The organism is Pseudobutyrivibrio xylanivorans DSM 14809, assembly GCF_900141825.1.
GTDB lineage: Bacteria > Bacillota > Clostridia > Lachnospirales > Lachnospiraceae > Pseudobutyrivibrio > Pseudobutyrivibrio xylanivorans.
This window is the reverse complement of the sequence record NZ_FQYQ01000009.1, coordinates 48,174-65,433: the sequence shown is the minus strand read 5'-3', so window position 1 is coordinate 65,433 and position 17,260 is coordinate 48,174. Positions and strand designations below refer to the sequence as shown.

Sequence of the window (17,260 nt, the reverse complement as noted above, 5' to 3'; positions counted from 1 at the left end):
GGTCTGTTTTGCACTGATTTATATTTAAAATGTTAATTAACTCCTGTATTCCACCTACGAAGCAACTCAATCAACTGATCACCTGCATCTGGGATGTCCTCACAATAAATACTTGCCCCTGGTACTACCTTTGCATTAGGGCAGAGCTCCTCAATCTCAGATATCGTATTTCCGTATCCACTACTTCCATGAGTTATGATTAGATAGATTGTCTTACCATCGAAATCATTATCCTCAAGGAATGTGGCAACAGGCATTGGAATCGAACCCCACCACAAAGGGTAGATAAGGATGATTGAATCATATTCTGAAACATCAATTGGCTCCACGCCAGGTCTAGCCTGGGCTTTAAGCTCATCACCAGCCACCACTATCGTATCACTGTAAGAAGATGGATACTTTTCTCCTGTGAGAGTGATTGCTTCTGATTCAAAGCCAGTGATGTCGCATACCATTTTTGCAAGGAGCTGGTTGTTACCCATCATTTCTCCATCTGACATAAGGAGAGATGCACCAGAAACAGCATCAACATCGGGCTCAAAATTGCTATTTCCCATTCTTGTAAAATAAACTACCAGAGGCTTGTTTCCTTGCCATTCTATAGTTGCTTCTGGCTGCTTATCTGCATAGGATATTTCTACGCTTCTTTTTTGACGATTTAAAAATGGTACTCCAAAGATGCCCAACGCAAACGCAATTACACTTGCAATAACGATTCCCACGACAGCAAGTTTCTTTTTTTTAGCGTGCCAAAAACCATGCATCCCACCATGGATAACACCAAGCGTAAGTACAGCTGTAGCAAGATAACGGTGCAGGTCTGCGCTGCCCATAAAATGGAACCAGGTAAACAAAAATCTTGATACACCCATACTGCTGATCATAAGGATTATGATTGTCAAAACCAGCAGAATAGTAATAATATCAAAAAATCTCCGAGAGGCTGGTTTGTTCTTAATCAAGATTGTCTTGGCCCACCAATTTTTGATACAAAGGTGGATGATGAGACATACAAAAAATCCAATTCCAAGTAGCTCATGTAAATTGTTTCCAATAAACACGTACATCATCTGAACCAGCAGAATCACATACATAATAATGTCTACAACCACGCCTACCTTCTTTTTCATACACTCCTCCATTTCGTGCTAAAACTCTTATCCTATTTCTTGAAGATACTCAACAATTGGTTCTTGAAGCTATCATTTTCATCACATTTTTTATAGGCGTATAAAGAATCACCATAAATACAAAATTACCTGCACAGTGAACCATATCCCACATTATTCCAGATATCCACCAGGAAAAGGCTGTGTTAAATCCTGCAACCACTCCACCAGAACTCAATCCAATGAAAAAATATGTAATTGAACAAAGCATTCCAAAGCAGAGACCAAATATCCCTGACACAATTCCCCAGAATAATGCGGAATCTTCCTTCCTAAAAATCCATGTAAGTAATACAAGCAGTGGCCAAATATAAAGATACATTATCCACCAGGTATTCATTCCGTAGACGACACCTTCCACCAAGATAAAAGCTGGAACAACTGCTACCACTTTTCTTCCAAAATATAAAGTGAACATTATCAGCCAAAATGTGGTCAGTTCTATGTTTGGTAAAAAACTAAGGGCCACCTTACATACTTCGATTACGGCAATCATCATCCCCGCTAAAGCAATATCTTTAGTGGTAAAACAGACTTTATTATTCATATTATTCTGCAGATTCATATTTCCAGGTATAGGTATCTCCATCACCTACTGGCTGCTCAGTTACACCATACTGTCCATACTCTCCATTTACATATAATGCCCAATAAGCATTGTCCTCAGCATAGATAGCCTGCTCTCCGTTGATTACTTCTACCATGAGACCATAATCACCTTCCTGGCCACTAAATGAGAAAGAGCTGTCACTAGCGGCTAACTCATCCATAGCATCCTTCAAATACTCAGCATCTGTGTTAACATCGTACTCTGAACTAATGCCATTAGAATCTACTACTTCAATTACTATGGCCTTTTCGCCAACTGTGCCCTTAGCAGCAAACTTGTTGTAGCATAATAAAAAGCCACCAATAAGCACTGCTAATATAACCAAACCTATTATTATTTTCTTTGTACTTTTCTTTTCCATTTCAATATTCTCCTTTTCTAATTACATTTACTTTTATAAATAATTATATTCCATAGTGAATAATATATTTATCTTCTTTTTGAGCTTTTGCAGCATAATACCAAAGCATAGGTTTTTCCTTAAGTAGCCCACAAGAAGTCATATCTTTTAATATACCTTTTCAATTTCTTCAGTGATATCATATATCTCTTTGAATGCCGCCAAATCATCTTGGTTCTTTATAAGCATCACTTCTTCAAAGGCACCAGTAAATATATTCTTGAAACCAGCAACTTGCTCTCCATTACAAATAGAAGCTTTTATAATAGGTTTCTTGGTTGATTTATCATATGTTTTTTTCTCAATCTTTTTCTTGAAAAACATAAGCCATCACCTAATTTATTCTTCTTATATTTTTCTTGAATTTCTCCTCTGGTAAGAAGCTTTTATAGAATCTTTCATACAGATTCCAAGCCTCATCTTTATCCTTAAATTGAGTCTTTCCTGCTTCTAATATTATGTAGTTAACACCAAAACAATTTACTCGAAGCCCTGTGTCTCTACAGCTATTGCGTAGATAGAAGTTTAGGCGCCTGGTTTGAAGCTTCTTTTGCTCTTCATCATCTGTATAGTCTGGATCTTCTACTTCTCCAAAAATTCTATCTGCTGTTTCAAGATAGTCATCTATAATAATGAGTAGGTTTGCTCCTATACCTTTGTTTCTAAGCTCTGGAAAGATAGCTATATAATCTATTAGATAGCTGTTATCAAGCTTTACCATGAAGGTATAGCCAACCATTTCCTCTTTTTCATAAAGCCCCAGGCAATCATAAAAACCTTCACGCACTGATTCTAGAATCATATTCAGTGGCTTCAATTCATCCTTGGGAAAATCTATTACCATATGCTCATTGTAGAGCTTCGTTATTTCGTTCTCATTTAATTGTTTTAAGTTCATATATCTGCTCTATTATCTCCAGTTGCTGTTTAATTATCATTCAATGTTGTCCTCTTAAATATGTTAATTTCTTATATTACTATCCCATTACAATGGTCAATCTGGTGTTGGATAGATTCTGCAGTAAGCCCAGTATACTTGGCATGCTGTGGTTCAAAGTTTTGATTAAGGAAGTCAACCTCAATCTCGTCATATCTAGTGCAAGGTCTTACTCCATCCAAGGACAGACATCCTTCCTCAGTCTTATACTCGCCCTTCTTTTTGGTAATCTTTGGATTAATCATTACAAACTGAAAAGGACCAGCCGCAACAGCAATAATAGTCTTCCTTTCTCCAATCATGTTGGCACACATACCAACACAGTGATCTATGTTAGCTCTTAATGTATCCAGCAAATCCTGTGCTATCTGCGCATCCTTCTCTGTGGCAGGCTCGCACTTCTGAGCCAAAAACATTTGATTTCTAATTATCTCTTGTACCATAATTTCTCTCCATCATTATAATAGCCTCTTCTACAGATACACACTGTGCAAATCTTTCAGGCCACATCATTTCATTATAATATCTGTATGTAGTCTCTCCGTTCATGTAATCATTGTCAAAAGTAGAATTTGTTTCCTTTGGGATAATCACCTTGAAGCCTCTTTCAAAGGCAGATTTTACTGTTGCATCAATACAGAAATTTGTTTGTAATCCAACAATCATTAGTCGCTTATCTTCTTGTTCTTGTAAGTGTTGAGCCAACTTCTCATTCCCAAAAGCACTATTGATAGTCTTAACATAAACCTTTTCATGCTCGCTTGGAGCAACCTGATCTGCTATCTCATAGTCCTCATCTCCTACCGAAAAACCTGTTCCAGGACCATCATCATGCTGAACATAAATAATCTCAATATTCTTTGCTCTTGCAGCATCAATGACCTTCTTTGTCTCTCGTATGAAACTATCAAAATTATATAATCTGCTATCTGTAATTCCTTTTTGTACATCAATAACTAATAATACCATTTTTGACTCTCCATTTTGACTAACTAAGCTTATATTCTTACCGCAACTTCTAGTGCTATAAATAACTTTCCAAGACTGTGATTTGCATTTTTTAATTCTTTCACTTCGTAGCCGCTATCTGCAAGTACATCACCAGCTTCAAGAAAATCATACAGTGTCAAACCATAAAAATCACATAATGCCTGAACACCAGCAAGTTCCATTTCTACTGCTATACATCCTTCAGCTTTTCTTTTTGAAACCAGCCCTTTTGTCTCTCTAAGCATTGAATCTGTAGTCCAGACTCGACCTTTTACATGTGGGATATCTAGCTCTTCAAAAATTTCTGATAATCTCTCAGAACCTTTTATATCAATATAATCTGCAGCCGGTGCATAATAATATGATGTGCCTTCGCCTCGGTAACTTTGGGTTGGCACAATGAATTTACCTGTTGTGGCTTCGGGATTTAAGCTTCCACAGGAGCCAAACATAATAAATTTTGTAGCACCTGTTTGCCAGTAAACCTCATAGCAAGTTCCTGATGCAACAGCTGCTCCAATACCTGTTAAATAGAATGCTATTTTTTCCCCATTATGTTCAACTAAATATATAGGTGTATTTCCATTACAAGCAGTTATTGTTCCGATGTTTTCACATGCATAATTTGCCAGCAAATAATCATGAATTTCTTTAGAAAAAATAATTAAGCATTTATCAGTAATCTCTTTAGGTTTACCATAAAATGCTTCAAGATTTACTATTGGTTCTGTTTCGATATCATAAAAATCTTTTAACATATTTTCTATCCCCAAACACTCTTACTTATTTTATAGACTCCATCATGATAAGCACCTTCTCCTTCAAAGAAGGTTTCAAATCCGCATTTTTCCAGGACTCTTCCTGATGCTTTGTTTTCCAATAAACGAATTCCATAAACTTCATCTACGCCAACTTTCTTTGTTATAATCGGAAGAAATACTTTTACTGCTTCCGTTGCATAGCCTTTGCATGTATGCTGTTTTGCAATATGGTACCCAATCTCCCATTTGCCTTCTCCAATGGGAACAAGTTGAACGTACCCTATATTTACATCATCCTCTTTCAAAAGCAATGCATAAACCATCGGCCCATCAGTGGAATTATATTGAGACATTAGGAATTCCACCGTATCCTTGGCCTCTTCCAATGTTTCAAATACTTCATCAGGTACAAATCTTCTTGTATCTTCATCTAATGAATTTCTGTGGACGTCCTCCACCATATCCATTGTCATCTCAACTATTAATAATCTATCTGTTTCAGCTAATATATTCAAAACGTTACACCTCACTTCAAAGTCAACACATACACCTGGCAGGGATTCCACTCATCCCACAATAGTGGAAAAACTTCTAGTTCTTTAAAACCGCAACTGATATAAGTATCGCAACTAAGTAAATATTAAAGCATCCTACACATTCATGCGATAAAAAAGTACTATATTGCTACGGATTTAAACATTCTTTTATCGCGCCAAAACGAAAACACTGAGGCGGATGACACGGCTTGTGATAAAAATCCCCTCTAAATGGATGATTTTCTATCGCGGCAAGCATTGAAATGCGCATAACTTCGTATCCTTGCGATAAAGAATATAAAAAAATAGGAATTTTTTATCACTGGTCCCATGAAAAATAGGATTATCTTGTAATGCTGCGATAAACATTTATTGTATTGTTGCTAAATTTTCTCGATTACCGAAGAATCATCCATTACACACTTTGCAGTATTGTGACAAGAGCGACACCCTCTGCAGAAGTCAAATGAGTAATCATCTATTCTCTCTTTTCTTCCATACCAGCAGAATAATTGTAAATGATAACAACTGAGCTATTGCCACACGAATGATCATCATTTCATCCACGCCGCTTTCTGTAATTACATGAAGCAGATTTGTAGCAACGCAATTGTTGAAGAAATGGTCAGCCATTCCTACATAAAGACTTCCAGTCATACGATAAAGCAGTCCCCATTTGATACCCATTAGTCCAGCAAGAATGATATATCCCACGCTTAGTCCAATGAATGCTCCAATGTTAATATCACCATCAATCAGATTATGAAGTGGTGTCACAATATGCCATACTCCAAATAAGAATGCCTGAAACAGCAACGCGAACTTAGCAGAATGATCAATACCGTAAATACAATAAAAAAGTCCTCTAAATGTGCCTTCCTCCATAACTACGTTTATGATATTGAAGAACACACACATCAGGATAAATCCAATTCCAGTATGCACATCAGCTTCACCTGTCAATGAAAATCCGGTAGTGAAAATTCCAAATTCGATATCGTACCCCTGGATTTTGAGGATAATGATTTCTACACCATATGAAATAATAAACGAACACATGGCAATCAATAATCCTATGCCGATGTGTTTTATAAATCCAATTTTGGCAAACCCTATATCAGACAATTTCCAGTTAAGGCTTCGCACCACTAGGAAAACTACGAGAATGCCAAATACCTTATTGATGAAGTTCTCTCCAAAAATAGTTTCATCCATCCTAAGGACGATAGCCTCAAACCCATGTACTAATATCAAGATTACAAATATAATCCAACAAGATAATGCGGTGTTTTTTCTTATTTGCTCGTTCATTTATTTAAGTCTCCTCGTTGCAAACATTTTCTCACATACAAATACATTAACATGCTACAAAGCGTATGCCACAATCCCCACCACTGCTGACATGCATATCATCATTATAGGATTAATAGCTTTTTTCATAATTTTCCTTGAACCAAAATATATAAATGCAATACCACAAGTTAATCCAATAGTAAGTATATCTGTCTTACCATCAAATAATAGTCCGCAATTCTTTAAAATCATAAGTGCACCTGTCACTAAAATAATTCCAATAATGCAAGGCTTCAAACCACTTAAAGCAGCTTTAACATATGGATTCTGAAGGAACTTGTTCATAATTACCATAATAATCAGAATAATAAAAAATGCAGGTAAAACAACTGCTGTGGTTGCTATAGCGGCTCCCAGCAATCCTCCTTTTTCGCTCCATTTTTCATTTCATTCAGGATTGAACGGTCCACTCGGTCCACTCTATATGATTCTTAACCAGCGTCCTGATTCGTTCCTCAAAACGTACCTTGGGATACTGTGACCCCAAATCAGTTCTCTTTATAAATTCAATATATTCCTCAGCAGAAATGCGCTCTTCTTTAATATGAATATCAGCTTCTTGGTTACTCAACTTTGATATGTTTGAATTCATAGATTATCTACTCTAAAACCTCCCCATGTATGCAAACCCTTCCTTCATCCGGACATTTTGCATCAAACATTTTTGCTCTTACATCCCCATAGTCAAGGGTAGCACCATTTTGCAAGCCATAGACTGAAGGATATATATTATTCCATAACTCATGACATAATGGTGGACATAAGTCATCCACTATAAACTCCCGTCCTTCCTTGAAATACCCACATCTACATTTACTCTTTGTAATTGTAATCTTCACTTTTGGCATAGCTATTCTCCCTTAAAAATTAGATTTACGGAATATTTAACATCTCATGTCATTTTTGCCGTAGTCAATTTTGGTATATTGAACCTCTTTACGGAACAACTAGCTTAAAACAATTGTTTTTCCGTAGTAATTTTGAATCAAATCACTTACATCCTTGCAACATGCAAAAAATCCTACGGAAAACAAGGACATAAACTCTTAATCTTCCGTAAAAGCAATGTTAACTACAAAAATGACTACGGTAAAAAAGGCTATAAACCATGTTTATTCCGTAAACTAGAGTTTCATGAAAAATTCTTGCGAACCATAGCTGAGTAGTTGTCATATTGTCTAAATCCATATTTCTCATAGAATGGAATTGTTTTAGGATCAGATGGAATGATTTTCACATACAAGAGATTCTCATAAAAGCTCATAATCTGTTTCATTAAATTATCTCCAATGTGATAGCCCTGATATGCTGGGTCTACCAAAAGATAATGGAGAAATGCTACAGTCTCTCCATCATCTAATGCACGAACCAACCCAATTAACTTATCTCCATCCCATGCAGATATAACTCTAGAAGAATTGAGCATTGCTCTGACTAATTTCTCTGGGTATTTTCCTGATTCCCAGTTGACCGAAAGAAATAATCTCTGCAATTGATCAGCTGTAAATTCTGTAGTCTGCTTATACTCAATCTTTTTCTTGAAAAACATGAGCCATCTCCTAGCGAAATAATACTGATACATGTGTAATCTTGTTTTCGGGATCTGTGTATTCCTTCTCAAAATGCATACCTATTGATTCCGCTGTCTTATATGAACCAACATTTGTGTATTTGCAATATGAATAGAGTGCTGGGTAATTCGTGCTAGAAAAAGCCCAATCTCTGACAGCTGCTGCCGCTTCCTTTGCATAGCCTTTGCGCTGATGATCTGCACGAATGTGATAACCAATCTCAGGTAACATCTCCCCATCAATATTCTGAAGTGTCAATCCACAGTCCCCAATCATCTCTCCAGTATCTTTCAAGCATACAGCCCAAAGACCAAAACCATCCTTATGGTAGCGATTCATATTTCTTTCAATCCAATCTCTGACTCTTTTCTCGTCAAAAGTATATGGATAATGCTGCATGATGTCTCTATCAGCGAGAACTTTGTATAATGCATCAAAGTCATCCATATTCATTTCACGAAGAAAAAGTCTTTCTGTTTGCAAAATAATTGTCTGTTCCATTTATGTCGCTCCTTTATTTTGCCAAAACCATACATTCTTCTGAATCTGTAAATCCTATTTTTTCATAGAGTGGTCTTCCCAATGTGGTTGCATCAAGACTGATTTCTGTGGCACCTTTTTCCCATGCTTTCTCAATTAACAACTCAACCATCTTTTGAGCTATCCCCTGTCGGCGATATTCTTCTCTTGTGTAGACATTCATAAGATGGGCTCTTTTGCCTGTTGGGTGATTAAATGTTGGCATTATCCTAATAAAACTCATGGATGCACAGCCAATAACCGTCTCCCCATCGATGGCAAAAACCGTCATCTGGTCTCCATTCAAAAAGTAATCGCGACTTTCATTTTTCAAGTCATCTGAATACACATAATCTTCTGGTAGATTATTCACGACCTTAAGCATCTCAAGTCGAATGCTCATCAAACTCTCAATATCATCTTTTGTAGCAATTCTTATATCAACCATTTTACTCACTTCCTACTTCTGTCTCTCTGCTATCTTATGTACTATCTCCGAGAATTCTTCTGAGCGTGATTCCAAAAGACCGTGAGTTGCATTTTTCATCACAAACATTTCTTTATATGGAGCGTTCACATTATCAAAGTATTCACAGGCAATCTGGTAGTTTGTCTGATAATCCATATCTCCATTTATATTGTAGTAGGCTACTTTGTATTCGTATTTACGAAGTAGAGATAGCTTTGACATTTCATCATTAGCCCAAAAAGCCAAATACGGTTCGAACTCCTTACTACCATTTGTCAGATATCTAACATAATCCTTTATCGAATAGTTTGGATTGAAAATCACTGTGGTATAGAGATTATAGTCAGAACCATCTTTCATCATGCCATAGCCATATCTTTCCAGAGTAGCGTTTCTTGCCTGTATAGCCTCTAAGGAATCTTCTTTGTCAGGAGACCATTTTGCAAGTATTGCCTTCCCTTCTTCGTCGCCCTCACTCCATTCCTGTGCAGCATCGTAAAGCCTTTGCTCATTCTCTTTAGGATCGATAAATTGTCCTGTGCCAATAAATGCTTCATAGTATTCAGGGTACTCCAGAGCTAAGTTGGCACCATACAAGGAACCCCACGAATGTCCTAGAAGAGTAATCTTATCTTTACCCATATAGTCAAGTAGGAACTCAGTAATCTCCTTGCCGTCCTGCATCAAAATATCTACTGTTATAGTTTCTGTTTTAGAAGTGTTGTAGCTTTTTCCACAGCCACGCTGATCCCAAGTGACTACCGTGTAAACATCACTCCATTTTCTTGTGAACACATAATCAAAAATACTCGTTGATGAACCTGGACCGCCGTGAAGATAAAGTAAAACTGGATTATCCTTATCCTGTCCATAGATATTTATCCATTGCTTTGTTCCATTAATATCTACATACATTGATTCATTTATCCCACCCTCAGGTGTTCTGTTATTAATTATTCTGCCTATGAAATGTGCCACTAGAATAATTGCTATGAAGGAAATGATAGCAATTATTATCACTTTAAAAATCTTTTTTATTCTTCGTATCATCATTAATTTCTACTACACGTTCTTGAACTGGTTTTTCACATTACTCATGCCTTCCAAGGACGATTTTCCTCTGTCCATCCTTTATACTTCCAATACTCCATGTCCTTAGGATTGTATCCATTCTTTTGTATGAAGCGACATAACATAAACCAAGCCTTTAATTTTATTCCTGGCTTCACGTTCCCATGACTGCTTTTGATATCAGCCGCAAGTCTATCCATGTCCTTATGTATCTTAGCCATTTTCTTTTCAGAAACGTCCTCCCAGCTTGTAGCTGCCACAGCCATTCCATATTTATAAATCTTTGCAATTCCCCAATTAAATAGACTGTCTGCCATATCCTTGTTAGTAGACTTCATTCCAGCCCCTGCTGCAGTACTTATGCAAACACCTTGCTTTTTAAACATCTTTTCCTCTGGCCTGTGCACCATCCAGCGATAGCCAAGATGATCCAAAAATGCTTTCATAGAACCGGTTGAATGCATAACATAAACAGGACTTGTAAGTATTACTACGTCAGCCTCATCAAGAGCATCTACAATAGGCTTCAGCTTTTCATAATGTAGGCAAGTTTCTTCGCCCTTTAAAAAGCAGTTTGTACATCCCAGGCAAAACTCTCCAAAATCTTTTGGAAGAAAAAACTCCTTTGTTTCGCCGCCAATTTTATCTGCCAACTCCTTGCCAATATGGTAAGTCGACCCTTGATGATTCTGCCCATTAATTATTATTGTTTTCATAACTTTGCCTCCACTCCTAAATTACGCTGAATTATATCTGATTGCAAGGTTTAAATCAACAAACCCTATAACATGGTAATCATTTAAATATCTAAAAATTAAAGCTCAACCCCATCCACCTATAGTGCTATCTCTTTTGTGGCAAGCTTTTCTCTAAATCTCACATCATGCTCCACCAAAAGCATAGTAGGCTGATACTCCTCTATCAGCTTTTCTATCTGCATACGTGAGAACACGTCGATGTAATTTAGTGGCTCATCCCAAATATACAAATGGGCTGAAGTAAGCAAACTTCCAGCTATAAGAACCTTCTTCTTTTGCCCCTCAGAATAGTCCTCTATATTCTTTTCAAACTGAACTCTGCTCATATCCAACTGGCTCAGAATAGAAAGAAAAAGGCTATAATCCAATCCATTTTTCAGGGCATAGTCTTTCAAGCTACCTTTAAGCCAGGAGGTATCCTGATTGATATATGAGATAACAAGATTTGGTGCCACATTCAGAGTTCCTTCAATGGCAAGGTTTGAGACATCGCCAGCACTGGCTTCCGCCAAAATCGCCTTAATTAATGTGGATTTTCCACATCCGTTCTCTCCACTTAAAAATACTCTCTCCCCTTGAAGCAAATCAAAGGACAAATTGCTAATAACAGGCTCTGTGCCATCCTGATATTTCAAAGTCAAATCCTTGCAATCAACCAGCACCTTCTTATAGTGCTCCATCGGCATTACCTTCAGGTCGATTGGTTCCTCCAAATCCTGAAGTAAGCCCTCTTTCTCAGCTATCTCACGGTCAATTCGCTTTTCGTAGGATTTCACTCTTGCCTGCATTTTCTTAGTCTTGGCTCCAATGTAGGATCTGGTTGCTATACTTCTATCATTTTCCTTAACTGGGTCAAAGCCAATCTTTCTTGCCTCACCTTTGTCTGCCCATCTAGAAGATCTGTCTGCTGTAGCTTTCAGCTTTCCAATTTCCTTTAAATGCTTTTCATTCTCATGCTTAGAAAATGCATCTGCTTTTGCTTTATTTTCCCACCAGCTTGAAAAGTTTCCTGCCTGAACCTCTATTGTTGCTCTGTTTAAAACCAATACATGGTCAATACAAGCATCAAGCAAATCTCTGTCATGAGAAACAAGGATAAATCCCTTCTTTGCTGCCAGGTAATTCTTTATAATTTCACGAGCCTCCATATCCAAATGATTCGTTGGCTCATCAATCAACAGAAAGTCATTTTCCCCAGAAAACAATACGGCAAGCATAACCTTAGTACGCTCTCCGAAGCTCAATGTCTTAAAAGGTCTGTAAAGCAGGTCAGCATCTATTGATAGCTGAGGCAGTTCACACATAACTCTCCAGCTTTCCACAGATGGCTTCCATTTTTCCATAAGCTCGTCTGCTGTCTTTTCCATATCCGTCCCACTGACCTTATATGGAAAATAATCGAAAACGACATTTGTAGAAATGCTTCCCTCATATTCATATCTTCCCAGAAGTAAATTTAAAAAGGTTGTCTTACCTTTACCATTTCTGCCGATAAATCCTAGCTTCCAATTAGTATCTATAGAAAAGGAAACATTCTCAAAAATATCGTCAAAGCTTCCCTCATAAGCAAAAGTTAAATTTGTAACATTAATTTGTGCCATAAAAACCTCCAGTGCAAAAAAAGAGTCTGTATTTGCATACGCAAAACAGACTCGCTAAAAAATCCTCTATAATCACCTATCAGTGCAAATAAGGATAAATAAAGCGATAATCTAATTTAAGCGTACACAAACTAGCCTGATTCTCAGGCCATAAAATCATATGTGCTTACTCAAATTAAACTATCTTGTTCTCATTTCCTCACCTACACACAAACGTGTACTTTCTTTCAATTTGCTTCAGTATAATACCTATAAGAACAAAATGCAACACATCAATGTTACCATTAATTAACTAATATTACTGTGAATAGTAACTAATTAATTACACTCTTCTTTTTAAAAGTTTTCACATATATCATCAATAGTTAGTATCCCCTAAAGCCTGTCACGAAAAGCACCAAATTGGCAACTTCTTCAAAAATCCCGACACCTATTCATGCTATAATTTTTAACGTTCGCAATAATTTTTGAACAAGGAGGTAGAATAATGTTCAAATATTTGGAAACATTGGAACAGGAAAAGCATGTTAATGCTTTCAGATTCTTGGACGGCGAAAATTCATACAACATTACATTTGAGACATACATACGCGACATAAAAGAATGCGCTACAAGACTTGAAAATCTTATGGGTCCATTAGAGGGCAAGCACATAGCCCTTATCGGCGGAAACAGCTATGAATACGTAATTATCGCAATTGCGCTCATGTTCAGCCGAGCAGTTTTCATCCCACTTAACTTCCGTGAGATGGAAGAAAATCTTAAGTTCGCAGTAAAGAATTCTGATGCAGAATATCTTATTGCTGACGATCTTGAAAAATTCAGCTTCTTATCAGATGTAAAGACTTACAGCTTTGACATCGCACTTAAAGGTGATGTAGAAGCAAAAGATCTTAAGGACTTCACAGAAGAAGAAGCTAACAACCTTATGATGATTGTCTACACATCAGGCACAACTAGCCTTTCAAAGGGTGTAATGCTTTCTGTTGGCAATATCTTCGGCGGTGAGAAGATTGCACTTCCAAAGGGATACTCAAACGGATTTGAGCCATATCCTGGAATGCCAATCTACACAAATTTCCCATTCTATCACATAGGTGGTCTGCTTGCTCTTATCACATGGTCAGAGCACGCTTGCACATTCTATCAGAGTGTTCATCCAGAAAACATTCTCGATGACCTTGTAGGTGAAGAGATTGATTATGCTTGTGTTCTTCCTGGCACTTTAAAGCTTTGGCTTAAGGCTATCAGAAGAGGTCACGTCGACAGACTTGGTAATGTTAAGATTCTTTGCACAGCAGGTGCTCCTGTAAGTGTCGAGGATGTTAAAGAAATCACTTCACACGGCATCGCTTTCGGGCAGTACTATGGTATGACTGAAACAGGCGGAAATGCTACATTCAACTTCGATATGGAACATCACATGGCTTCTGTAGGTCGCCCATATGATGATGCAGAGATTAAGATTATCGATGGCGAAATCGGTATCAACTACTGGGGTAACATGATGGGTTACTACAAAAATGATGAGGCTACCGAAGAAATCCTACGCGACGGTATGATTTTCACAGGTGATCTTGGTCATCTTGACGAGGATGGATACCTTTACATCACTGGTCGTAAGAAGAATCTTATCATCCTCTCAGGTGGTGAGAACGTCAGCCCTGAGGAGCTTGAGAACTACATGTACGCCAATTCCAACGTAAAGGAATGTATCGCCTTCGAAAAAAATGACAGAATTCATGTTTCCGTCTTCAGCGAAGAAGGTACTCAAGATGAAATCAAAGCACACGTAGAGGAGCTCAATAAAAAGCTTCCACTTTACAAAAGAATCTACGGTGTAGAATTCAGAGATACAGAATTCGAAAAGACTGGAACAGGTAAGATTAAAAGAACAGCTATTGCTATCTAATAATAATTTGTTTGTCTACACTATGAGCCATGGTCGTTAAAAATACCATAGATGGCACGCATTATAAATAACAAAAATATTAGGGCCTATAACTTCTAGGCCCTTTTATATTGTATTAAGAACAGACATGTTTTTTCTAATACTTATTCCATTTTCGTTATAAGTATTTTGTTATAATAATCAGCTTTATGAAGATGATGAAGCTGAAGCTGAAGCCGCCTCGGAATTTCTTCTGTCTGCCATCATGTGCTGTAGAGCTATAAGAATAGCCACTATTGTTTTCTCATGCTCAGACTTGTAAATGTCGATGCAGTACTTATCATGAAGAGAGATCATCTTTTGTGATATAACTGCAAGTATTTCATCATTAGCATCATATAACTCAAAATTAAGACCCACAAAATTTCCCTTAAGCCGCCAGCCTAATCCCTCGATATTTGTAACATCTTTGATTATATGGAAAATCTCATTTGATAACTGGAATTCAGTACCATCAGCCATAGTAACAAAACGTCTTTCATGAAAAGAAAAAATCTGCTTTTCAAGATGAGCTACCAGCTGTTCATTTGAATCCCAAATATCAGTCTTATCTTTTATTGTTGGAAATTGGGTACGGGCCACATAAACTACATTCTCATTATCATCTGTTATTGTAATTTCATGACGAAGTGTAATCACCTTAGTACTTGTAAACAATGAGCGCACTGGCGCACCAAATCGCTCTACATTATCATAGTTTACAGATTCCCCTGCTTCCCTATACTTTGAAAATAAACCCATCTCACTTACCTCCTATAATTTATATGGATTTTACCCTAATTCTCCATATATTACAATTTTTGTGGTTTAGTCTTTTCTTTTCAATCCAGCTTTAGACACTATATCTTTATCTGAGTTCCATCTCAACACCTTCCTACAGTTTTTTCTCAATTTTTCTTAAAAACACTGTATAAGTGTGAATTAACTACTCTTAGACCACTCCTCTTTACGGAATAATTCCCATTAACACCTTCCTTTTACGTAGTATAAAAAGGGCTTTCTATCAGCAAGTCCTCCATACTCCACAGTTAGTACTCTATCTCTAATTTATTGTTGCCTAAATAATACACACTGTCACATTGGGCTACGTAACAACCCTACAATTTCAAGCTTTTTTCCGTAATTGCCCCCAATACTATATTTATAACCCACCTAACTTCTAAATGGAACTTGTGGCTTCGCCACTGTCCCATTATCAAGCTGGCTTGATTACCTATTATCCACCTGATTTCCTGCTGTCAAGAGTGCGAAGCACCGCAGGCTTGCTCTTGACTGCAAGAAATGGTGGATATCATAGGTAAAGCCAGCTGATAAAAAAGCCCCAGGCTATACGCCTGAGGCAAGAGAATATAATGAAGAAAATAGACTACTTGGTAGCTGTTTTCTTATTATTGAGGATTTCGAATACTACAGCGCCGAGAAGAACGACACCCTTAACAACCTTCTGCCAGTTAGCATCAATACCCATAAGGGACATACCAAGGTTGATAACACCGATAAGTGTAGCACCGATAATCATACCAAATACAGAACCTGAACCACCGTAAGCAGATACACCACCTACTACGCAGGCAGAAATTGCATCCATTTCGTAGTTTGTACCAGCTGTAGAGTTTGCAGCCTGGAAACGAGCCATTGTAAGGAATGCAGATACAACAGTAAGAACTGCCATGTTAAGGTATGCGATGAACATGATACGCTTTGTATCAATACCTGAAAGTCTTGTAGCTTCCTTGTTACCACCGATTGTATAGAAGTAACGTCCAATATCTGTCTTAGATGTGATGAAGCTGTAGATTATAACGATTACAGCTACCCAGATAAGTGAATAAGGAACACCACCTGCAAGTGCAAACTTGTAACCAAAGAGCATAATTACAAAGCAGATAAGCACTGACTTTACAACAACCTTTACAAAGCTATCAGCAACATATCCCTTCTTAATTTTTGTCGCGCGTTCTCTAAAGAGAAGGAATACTACGATTACTGATGCGATAAGTGCGATTACAATACTTGTCATATTGTATTGTACGCCACCGATTCTTGGGCCTCCGAAAAGATCGTTCATCTTTCCTGAGAAGAGGCTACAGAAGGCTGGTGGAAGTGGGCTGATGTTTGAATTACCGTTAAGTAATGCAACACCCCATCCACGAAGTGCAAGGAAACCTGCAAGTGTAGCAATCCATGGTGGAATATTGATATACGCAATTACGTATCCAAGAATTGCTCCGTAAATAACACCTACAAGAAGCATTACAAGGATTCCAACGATAGTTGGAGCTCCCATATTTACCATAACCTTTGCGCCGATAACACCTACTAAACAAACGAATGAACCGCAGGAAAGATCGATGTTACCACCTGTTAACATACACATCAACATACCAGTTGCAAGAACATAAACGTATGCGTTCTGTGTGATAAGTGCATTGAACTGACTTGGCATTAACATAGTGCCGTGTGTTGTAGTGTTAAAGAAGAGAACAACCAGGACCAGTACAATGAGCATAGTGTTTTCTTTAACTATCTTTAAAATTTTGTCTTTCACTTTTCGCTCCTCCCTT

General features: G+C 37.5%; 22 protein-coding genes. 1 reads left to right on the top strand and 21 read right to left on the bottom strand.

The features are described 5' to 3' along the window. Positions 1–32: 32 nt before the first annotated feature. The 19 genes from BUA88_RS08550 to abc-f all read right to left on the bottom strand — a co-directional run bounded on the left by BUA88_RS08550 (position 33) and on the right by abc-f (position 12,745). Positions 33–1,130: a flavodoxin gene (locus tag BUA88_RS08550; protein WP_072916064.1), complete on the bottom strand. Its 1,098-nt coding sequence runs from the start codon at positions 1,128–1,130 to the stop codon at positions 33–35. A 49-nt stretch (positions 1,131–1,179) separates the two neighbouring features. Further along, positions 1,180–1,716 carry a hypothetical protein gene (locus BUA88_RS08545; RefSeq protein WP_072916242.1) on the bottom strand — a complete coding sequence of 179 codons (537 nt, stop codon included), beginning with the start codon at positions 1,714–1,716 and terminating at the stop codon, positions 1,180–1,182. A 1-nt stretch (position 1,717) separates the two neighbouring features. Further along, a complete protein-coding gene (locus tag BUA88_RS08540) occupies positions 1,718–2,140 on the bottom strand; it encodes a DUF4430 domain-containing protein (RefSeq protein WP_072916060.1) in 423 nt (140 codons plus the stop codon). A gap of 147 nt (positions 2,141–2,287) precedes the next feature. Further along, the gene (locus tag BUA88_RS08535; protein WP_072916057.1) at positions 2,288–2,503 is read right to left on the bottom strand and encodes an aspartate dehydrogenase; all 216 of its coding nucleotides are present in this window, start codon (positions 2,501–2,503) and stop codon (positions 2,288–2,290) included. Positions 2,504–2,513: 10 nt separating this feature from the next. Next, complete coding sequence (locus BUA88_RS08530; RefSeq protein WP_072916054.1) at positions 2,514–3,077, bottom strand: GNAT family N-acetyltransferase; 564 nt, start codon at positions 3,075–3,077, stop codon at positions 2,514–2,516. A gap of 71 nt (positions 3,078–3,148) precedes the next feature. Continuing rightward, positions 3,149–3,559, bottom strand: coding sequence for a peptide deformylase (locus BUA88_RS08525; protein ID WP_072916050.1), 411 nt, complete (start codon positions 3,557–3,559; stop codon positions 3,149–3,151). After that, entirely contained in the window at positions 3,540–4,085 is a 546-nt protein-coding gene (locus BUA88_RS08520; RefSeq protein WP_072916045.1) for a cysteine hydrolase family protein, read from the bottom strand. The genes BUA88_RS08525 and BUA88_RS08520 overlap by 20 nt, the downstream gene beginning before the upstream one ends. Before the next feature lie 29 nt (positions 4,086–4,114). Then, positions 4,115–4,864, bottom strand: a complete 750-nt coding sequence (locus tag BUA88_RS08515; protein ID WP_072916042.1) for a nucleoside phosphorylase — start codon at positions 4,862–4,864, stop codon at positions 4,115–4,117. Between the two features lie 5 nt (positions 4,865–4,869). After that, entirely contained in the window at positions 4,870–5,382 is a 513-nt protein-coding gene (locus BUA88_RS08510) for a GNAT family N-acetyltransferase (RefSeq protein WP_072916037.1), read from the bottom strand. A 495-nt stretch (positions 5,383–5,877) separates the two neighbouring features. Next, positions 5,878–6,714 (bottom strand): CPBP family intramembrane glutamic endopeptidase, encoded by an 837-nt coding sequence (locus tag BUA88_RS08500; RefSeq protein WP_072916033.1) that lies wholly within the window; start codon positions 6,712–6,714, stop codon positions 5,878–5,880. 54 nt (positions 6,715–6,768) lie between these two features. Beyond that, positions 6,769–7,116, bottom strand: a complete 348-nt coding sequence (locus BUA88_RS08495; RefSeq protein WP_083572441.1) for a chromate transporter — start codon at positions 7,114–7,116, stop codon at positions 6,769–6,771. 31 nt (positions 7,117–7,147) lie between these two features. Next, the gene (locus BUA88_RS08490; RefSeq protein ID WP_072916029.1) at positions 7,148–7,348 is read right to left on the bottom strand and encodes a hypothetical protein; all 201 of its coding nucleotides are present in this window, start codon (positions 7,346–7,348) and stop codon (positions 7,148–7,150) included. Between the two features lie 7 nt (positions 7,349–7,355). Beyond that, a complete protein-coding gene (locus BUA88_RS08485; RefSeq protein ID WP_072916024.1) occupies positions 7,356–7,604 on the bottom strand; it encodes a TIGR04076 family protein in 249 nt (82 codons plus the stop codon). Between the two features lie 284 nt (positions 7,605–7,888). After that, a complete protein-coding gene (locus tag BUA88_RS08480) occupies positions 7,889–8,305 on the bottom strand; it encodes a GNAT family N-acetyltransferase (RefSeq protein WP_072916019.1) in 417 nt (138 codons plus the stop codon). A 10-nt stretch (positions 8,306–8,315) separates the two neighbouring features. Further along, positions 8,316–8,828 carry a GNAT family N-acetyltransferase gene (locus BUA88_RS08475; RefSeq protein WP_242939600.1) on the bottom strand — a complete coding sequence of 171 codons (513 nt, stop codon included), beginning with the start codon at positions 8,826–8,828 and terminating at the stop codon, positions 8,316–8,318. 13 nt (positions 8,829–8,841) lie between these two features. Further along, the gene (locus tag BUA88_RS08470; protein ID WP_072916015.1) at positions 8,842–9,294 is read right to left on the bottom strand and encodes a GNAT family N-acetyltransferase; all 453 of its coding nucleotides are present in this window, start codon (positions 9,292–9,294) and stop codon (positions 8,842–8,844) included. Between the two features lie 12 nt (positions 9,295–9,306). Further along, a complete protein-coding gene (locus BUA88_RS08465) occupies positions 9,307–10,368 on the bottom strand; it encodes an alpha/beta fold hydrolase (protein WP_242939599.1) in 1,062 nt (353 codons plus the stop codon). A 41-nt stretch (positions 10,369–10,409) separates the two neighbouring features. Further along, positions 10,410–11,102, bottom strand: a complete 693-nt coding sequence (locus BUA88_RS08460) for a flavodoxin family protein (RefSeq protein ID WP_072916005.1) — start codon at positions 11,100–11,102, stop codon at positions 10,410–10,412. A gap of 119 nt (positions 11,103–11,221) precedes the next feature. Then, complete coding sequence (gene abc-f / locus BUA88_RS08455) at positions 11,222–12,745, bottom strand: ribosomal protection-like ABC-F family protein (RefSeq protein WP_072916000.1); 1,524 nt, start codon at positions 12,743–12,745, stop codon at positions 11,222–11,224. Positions 12,746–13,232: 487 nt separating this feature from the next. Between abc-f and BUA88_RS08450 the strand changes: the two genes are divergently transcribed. After that, positions 13,233–14,657 carry a class I adenylate-forming enzyme family protein gene (locus BUA88_RS08450; RefSeq protein ID WP_072915995.1) on the top strand — a complete coding sequence of 475 codons (1,425 nt, stop codon included), beginning with the start codon at positions 13,233–13,235 and terminating at the stop codon, positions 14,655–14,657. A gap of 186 nt (positions 14,658–14,843) precedes the next feature. On the opposite strand, the gene BUA88_RS08445 is transcribed toward BUA88_RS08450, so the two are convergent. Next, the gene (locus BUA88_RS08445) at positions 14,844–15,437 is read right to left on the bottom strand and encodes an LURP-one-related/scramblase family protein (RefSeq protein WP_072915991.1); all 594 of its coding nucleotides are present in this window, start codon (positions 15,435–15,437) and stop codon (positions 14,844–14,846) included. A gap of 625 nt (positions 15,438–16,062) precedes the next feature. Next, entirely contained in the window at positions 16,063–17,244 is a 1,182-nt protein-coding gene (locus BUA88_RS08440; protein WP_278335520.1) for an ABC transporter permease subunit, read from the bottom strand. Positions 17,245–17,260: the final 16 nt, after the last annotated feature.

What these genes read in the sequence shown, in the direction of transcription:
- BUA88_RS08550 (WP_072916064.1), bottom strand. Translation starts at nt 1,130, where the DNA reads ATGAAAAAGAAGGTAGGCGTGGTTGTAGACATTATTATGTATGTGATT.
- BUA88_RS08545 (WP_072916242.1), bottom strand. Translation starts at nt 1,716, where the DNA reads ATGAATAATAAAGTCTGTTTTACCACTAAAGATATTGCTTTAGCGGGG.
- BUA88_RS08540 (WP_072916060.1), bottom strand. Translation starts at nt 2,140, where the DNA reads ATGGAAAAGAAAAGTACAAAGAAAATAATAATAGGTTTGGTTATATTA.
- BUA88_RS08535 (WP_072916057.1), bottom strand. Translation starts at nt 2,503, where the DNA reads ATGTTTTTCAAGAAAAAGATTGAGAAAAAAACATATGATAAATCAACC.
- BUA88_RS08530 (WP_072916054.1), bottom strand. Translation starts at nt 3,077, where the DNA reads ATGAACTTAAAACAATTAAATGAGAACGAAATAACGAAGCTCTACAAT.
- BUA88_RS08525 (WP_072916050.1), bottom strand. Translation starts at nt 3,559, where the DNA reads ATGGTACAAGAGATAATTAGAAATCAAATGTTTTTGGCTCAGAAGTGC.
- BUA88_RS08520 (WP_072916045.1), bottom strand. Translation starts at nt 4,085, where the DNA reads ATGGTATTATTAGTTATTGATGTACAAAAAGGAATTACAGATAGCAGA.
- BUA88_RS08515 (WP_072916042.1), bottom strand. Translation starts at nt 4,864, where the DNA reads ATGTTAAAAGATTTTTATGATATCGAAACAGAACCAATAGTAAATCTT.
- BUA88_RS08500 (WP_072916033.1), bottom strand. Translation starts at nt 6,714, where the DNA reads ATGAACGAGCAAATAAGAAAAAACACCGCATTATCTTGTTGGATTATA.
- BUA88_RS08490 (WP_072916029.1), bottom strand. Translation starts at nt 7,348, where the DNA reads ATGAATTCAAACATATCAAAGTTGAGTAACCAAGAAGCTGATATTCAT.
- BUA88_RS08485 (WP_072916024.1), bottom strand. Translation starts at nt 7,604, where the DNA reads ATGCCAAAAGTGAAGATTACAATTACAAAGAGTAAATGTAGATGTGGG.
- BUA88_RS08480 (WP_072916019.1), bottom strand. Translation starts at nt 8,305, where the DNA reads ATGTTTTTCAAGAAAAAGATTGAGTATAAGCAGACTACAGAATTTACA.
- BUA88_RS08475 (WP_242939600.1), bottom strand. Translation starts at nt 8,828, where the DNA reads ATGGAACAGACAATTATTTTGCAAACAGAAAGACTTTTTCTTCGTGAA.
- BUA88_RS08470 (WP_072916015.1), bottom strand. Translation starts at nt 9,294, where the DNA reads ATGGTTGATATAAGAATTGCTACAAAAGATGATATTGAGAGTTTGATG.
- BUA88_RS08465 (WP_242939599.1), bottom strand. Translation starts at nt 10,368, where the DNA reads ATGATGATACGAAGAATAAAAAAGATTTTTAAAGTGATAATAATTGCT.
- BUA88_RS08460 (WP_072916005.1), bottom strand. Translation starts at nt 11,102, where the DNA reads ATGAAAACAATAATAATTAATGGGCAGAATCATCAAGGGTCGACTTAC.
- abc-f (WP_072916000.1), bottom strand. Translation starts at nt 12,745, where the DNA reads ATGGCACAAATTAATGTTACAAATTTAACTTTTGCTTATGAGGGAAGC.
- BUA88_RS08450 (WP_072915995.1), top strand. Translation starts at nt 13,233, where the DNA reads ATGTTCAAATATTTGGAAACATTGGAACAGGAAAAGCATGTTAATGCT.
- BUA88_RS08445 (WP_072915991.1), bottom strand. Translation starts at nt 15,437, where the DNA reads ATGGGTTTATTTTCAAAGTATAGGGAAGCAGGGGAATCTGTAAACTAT.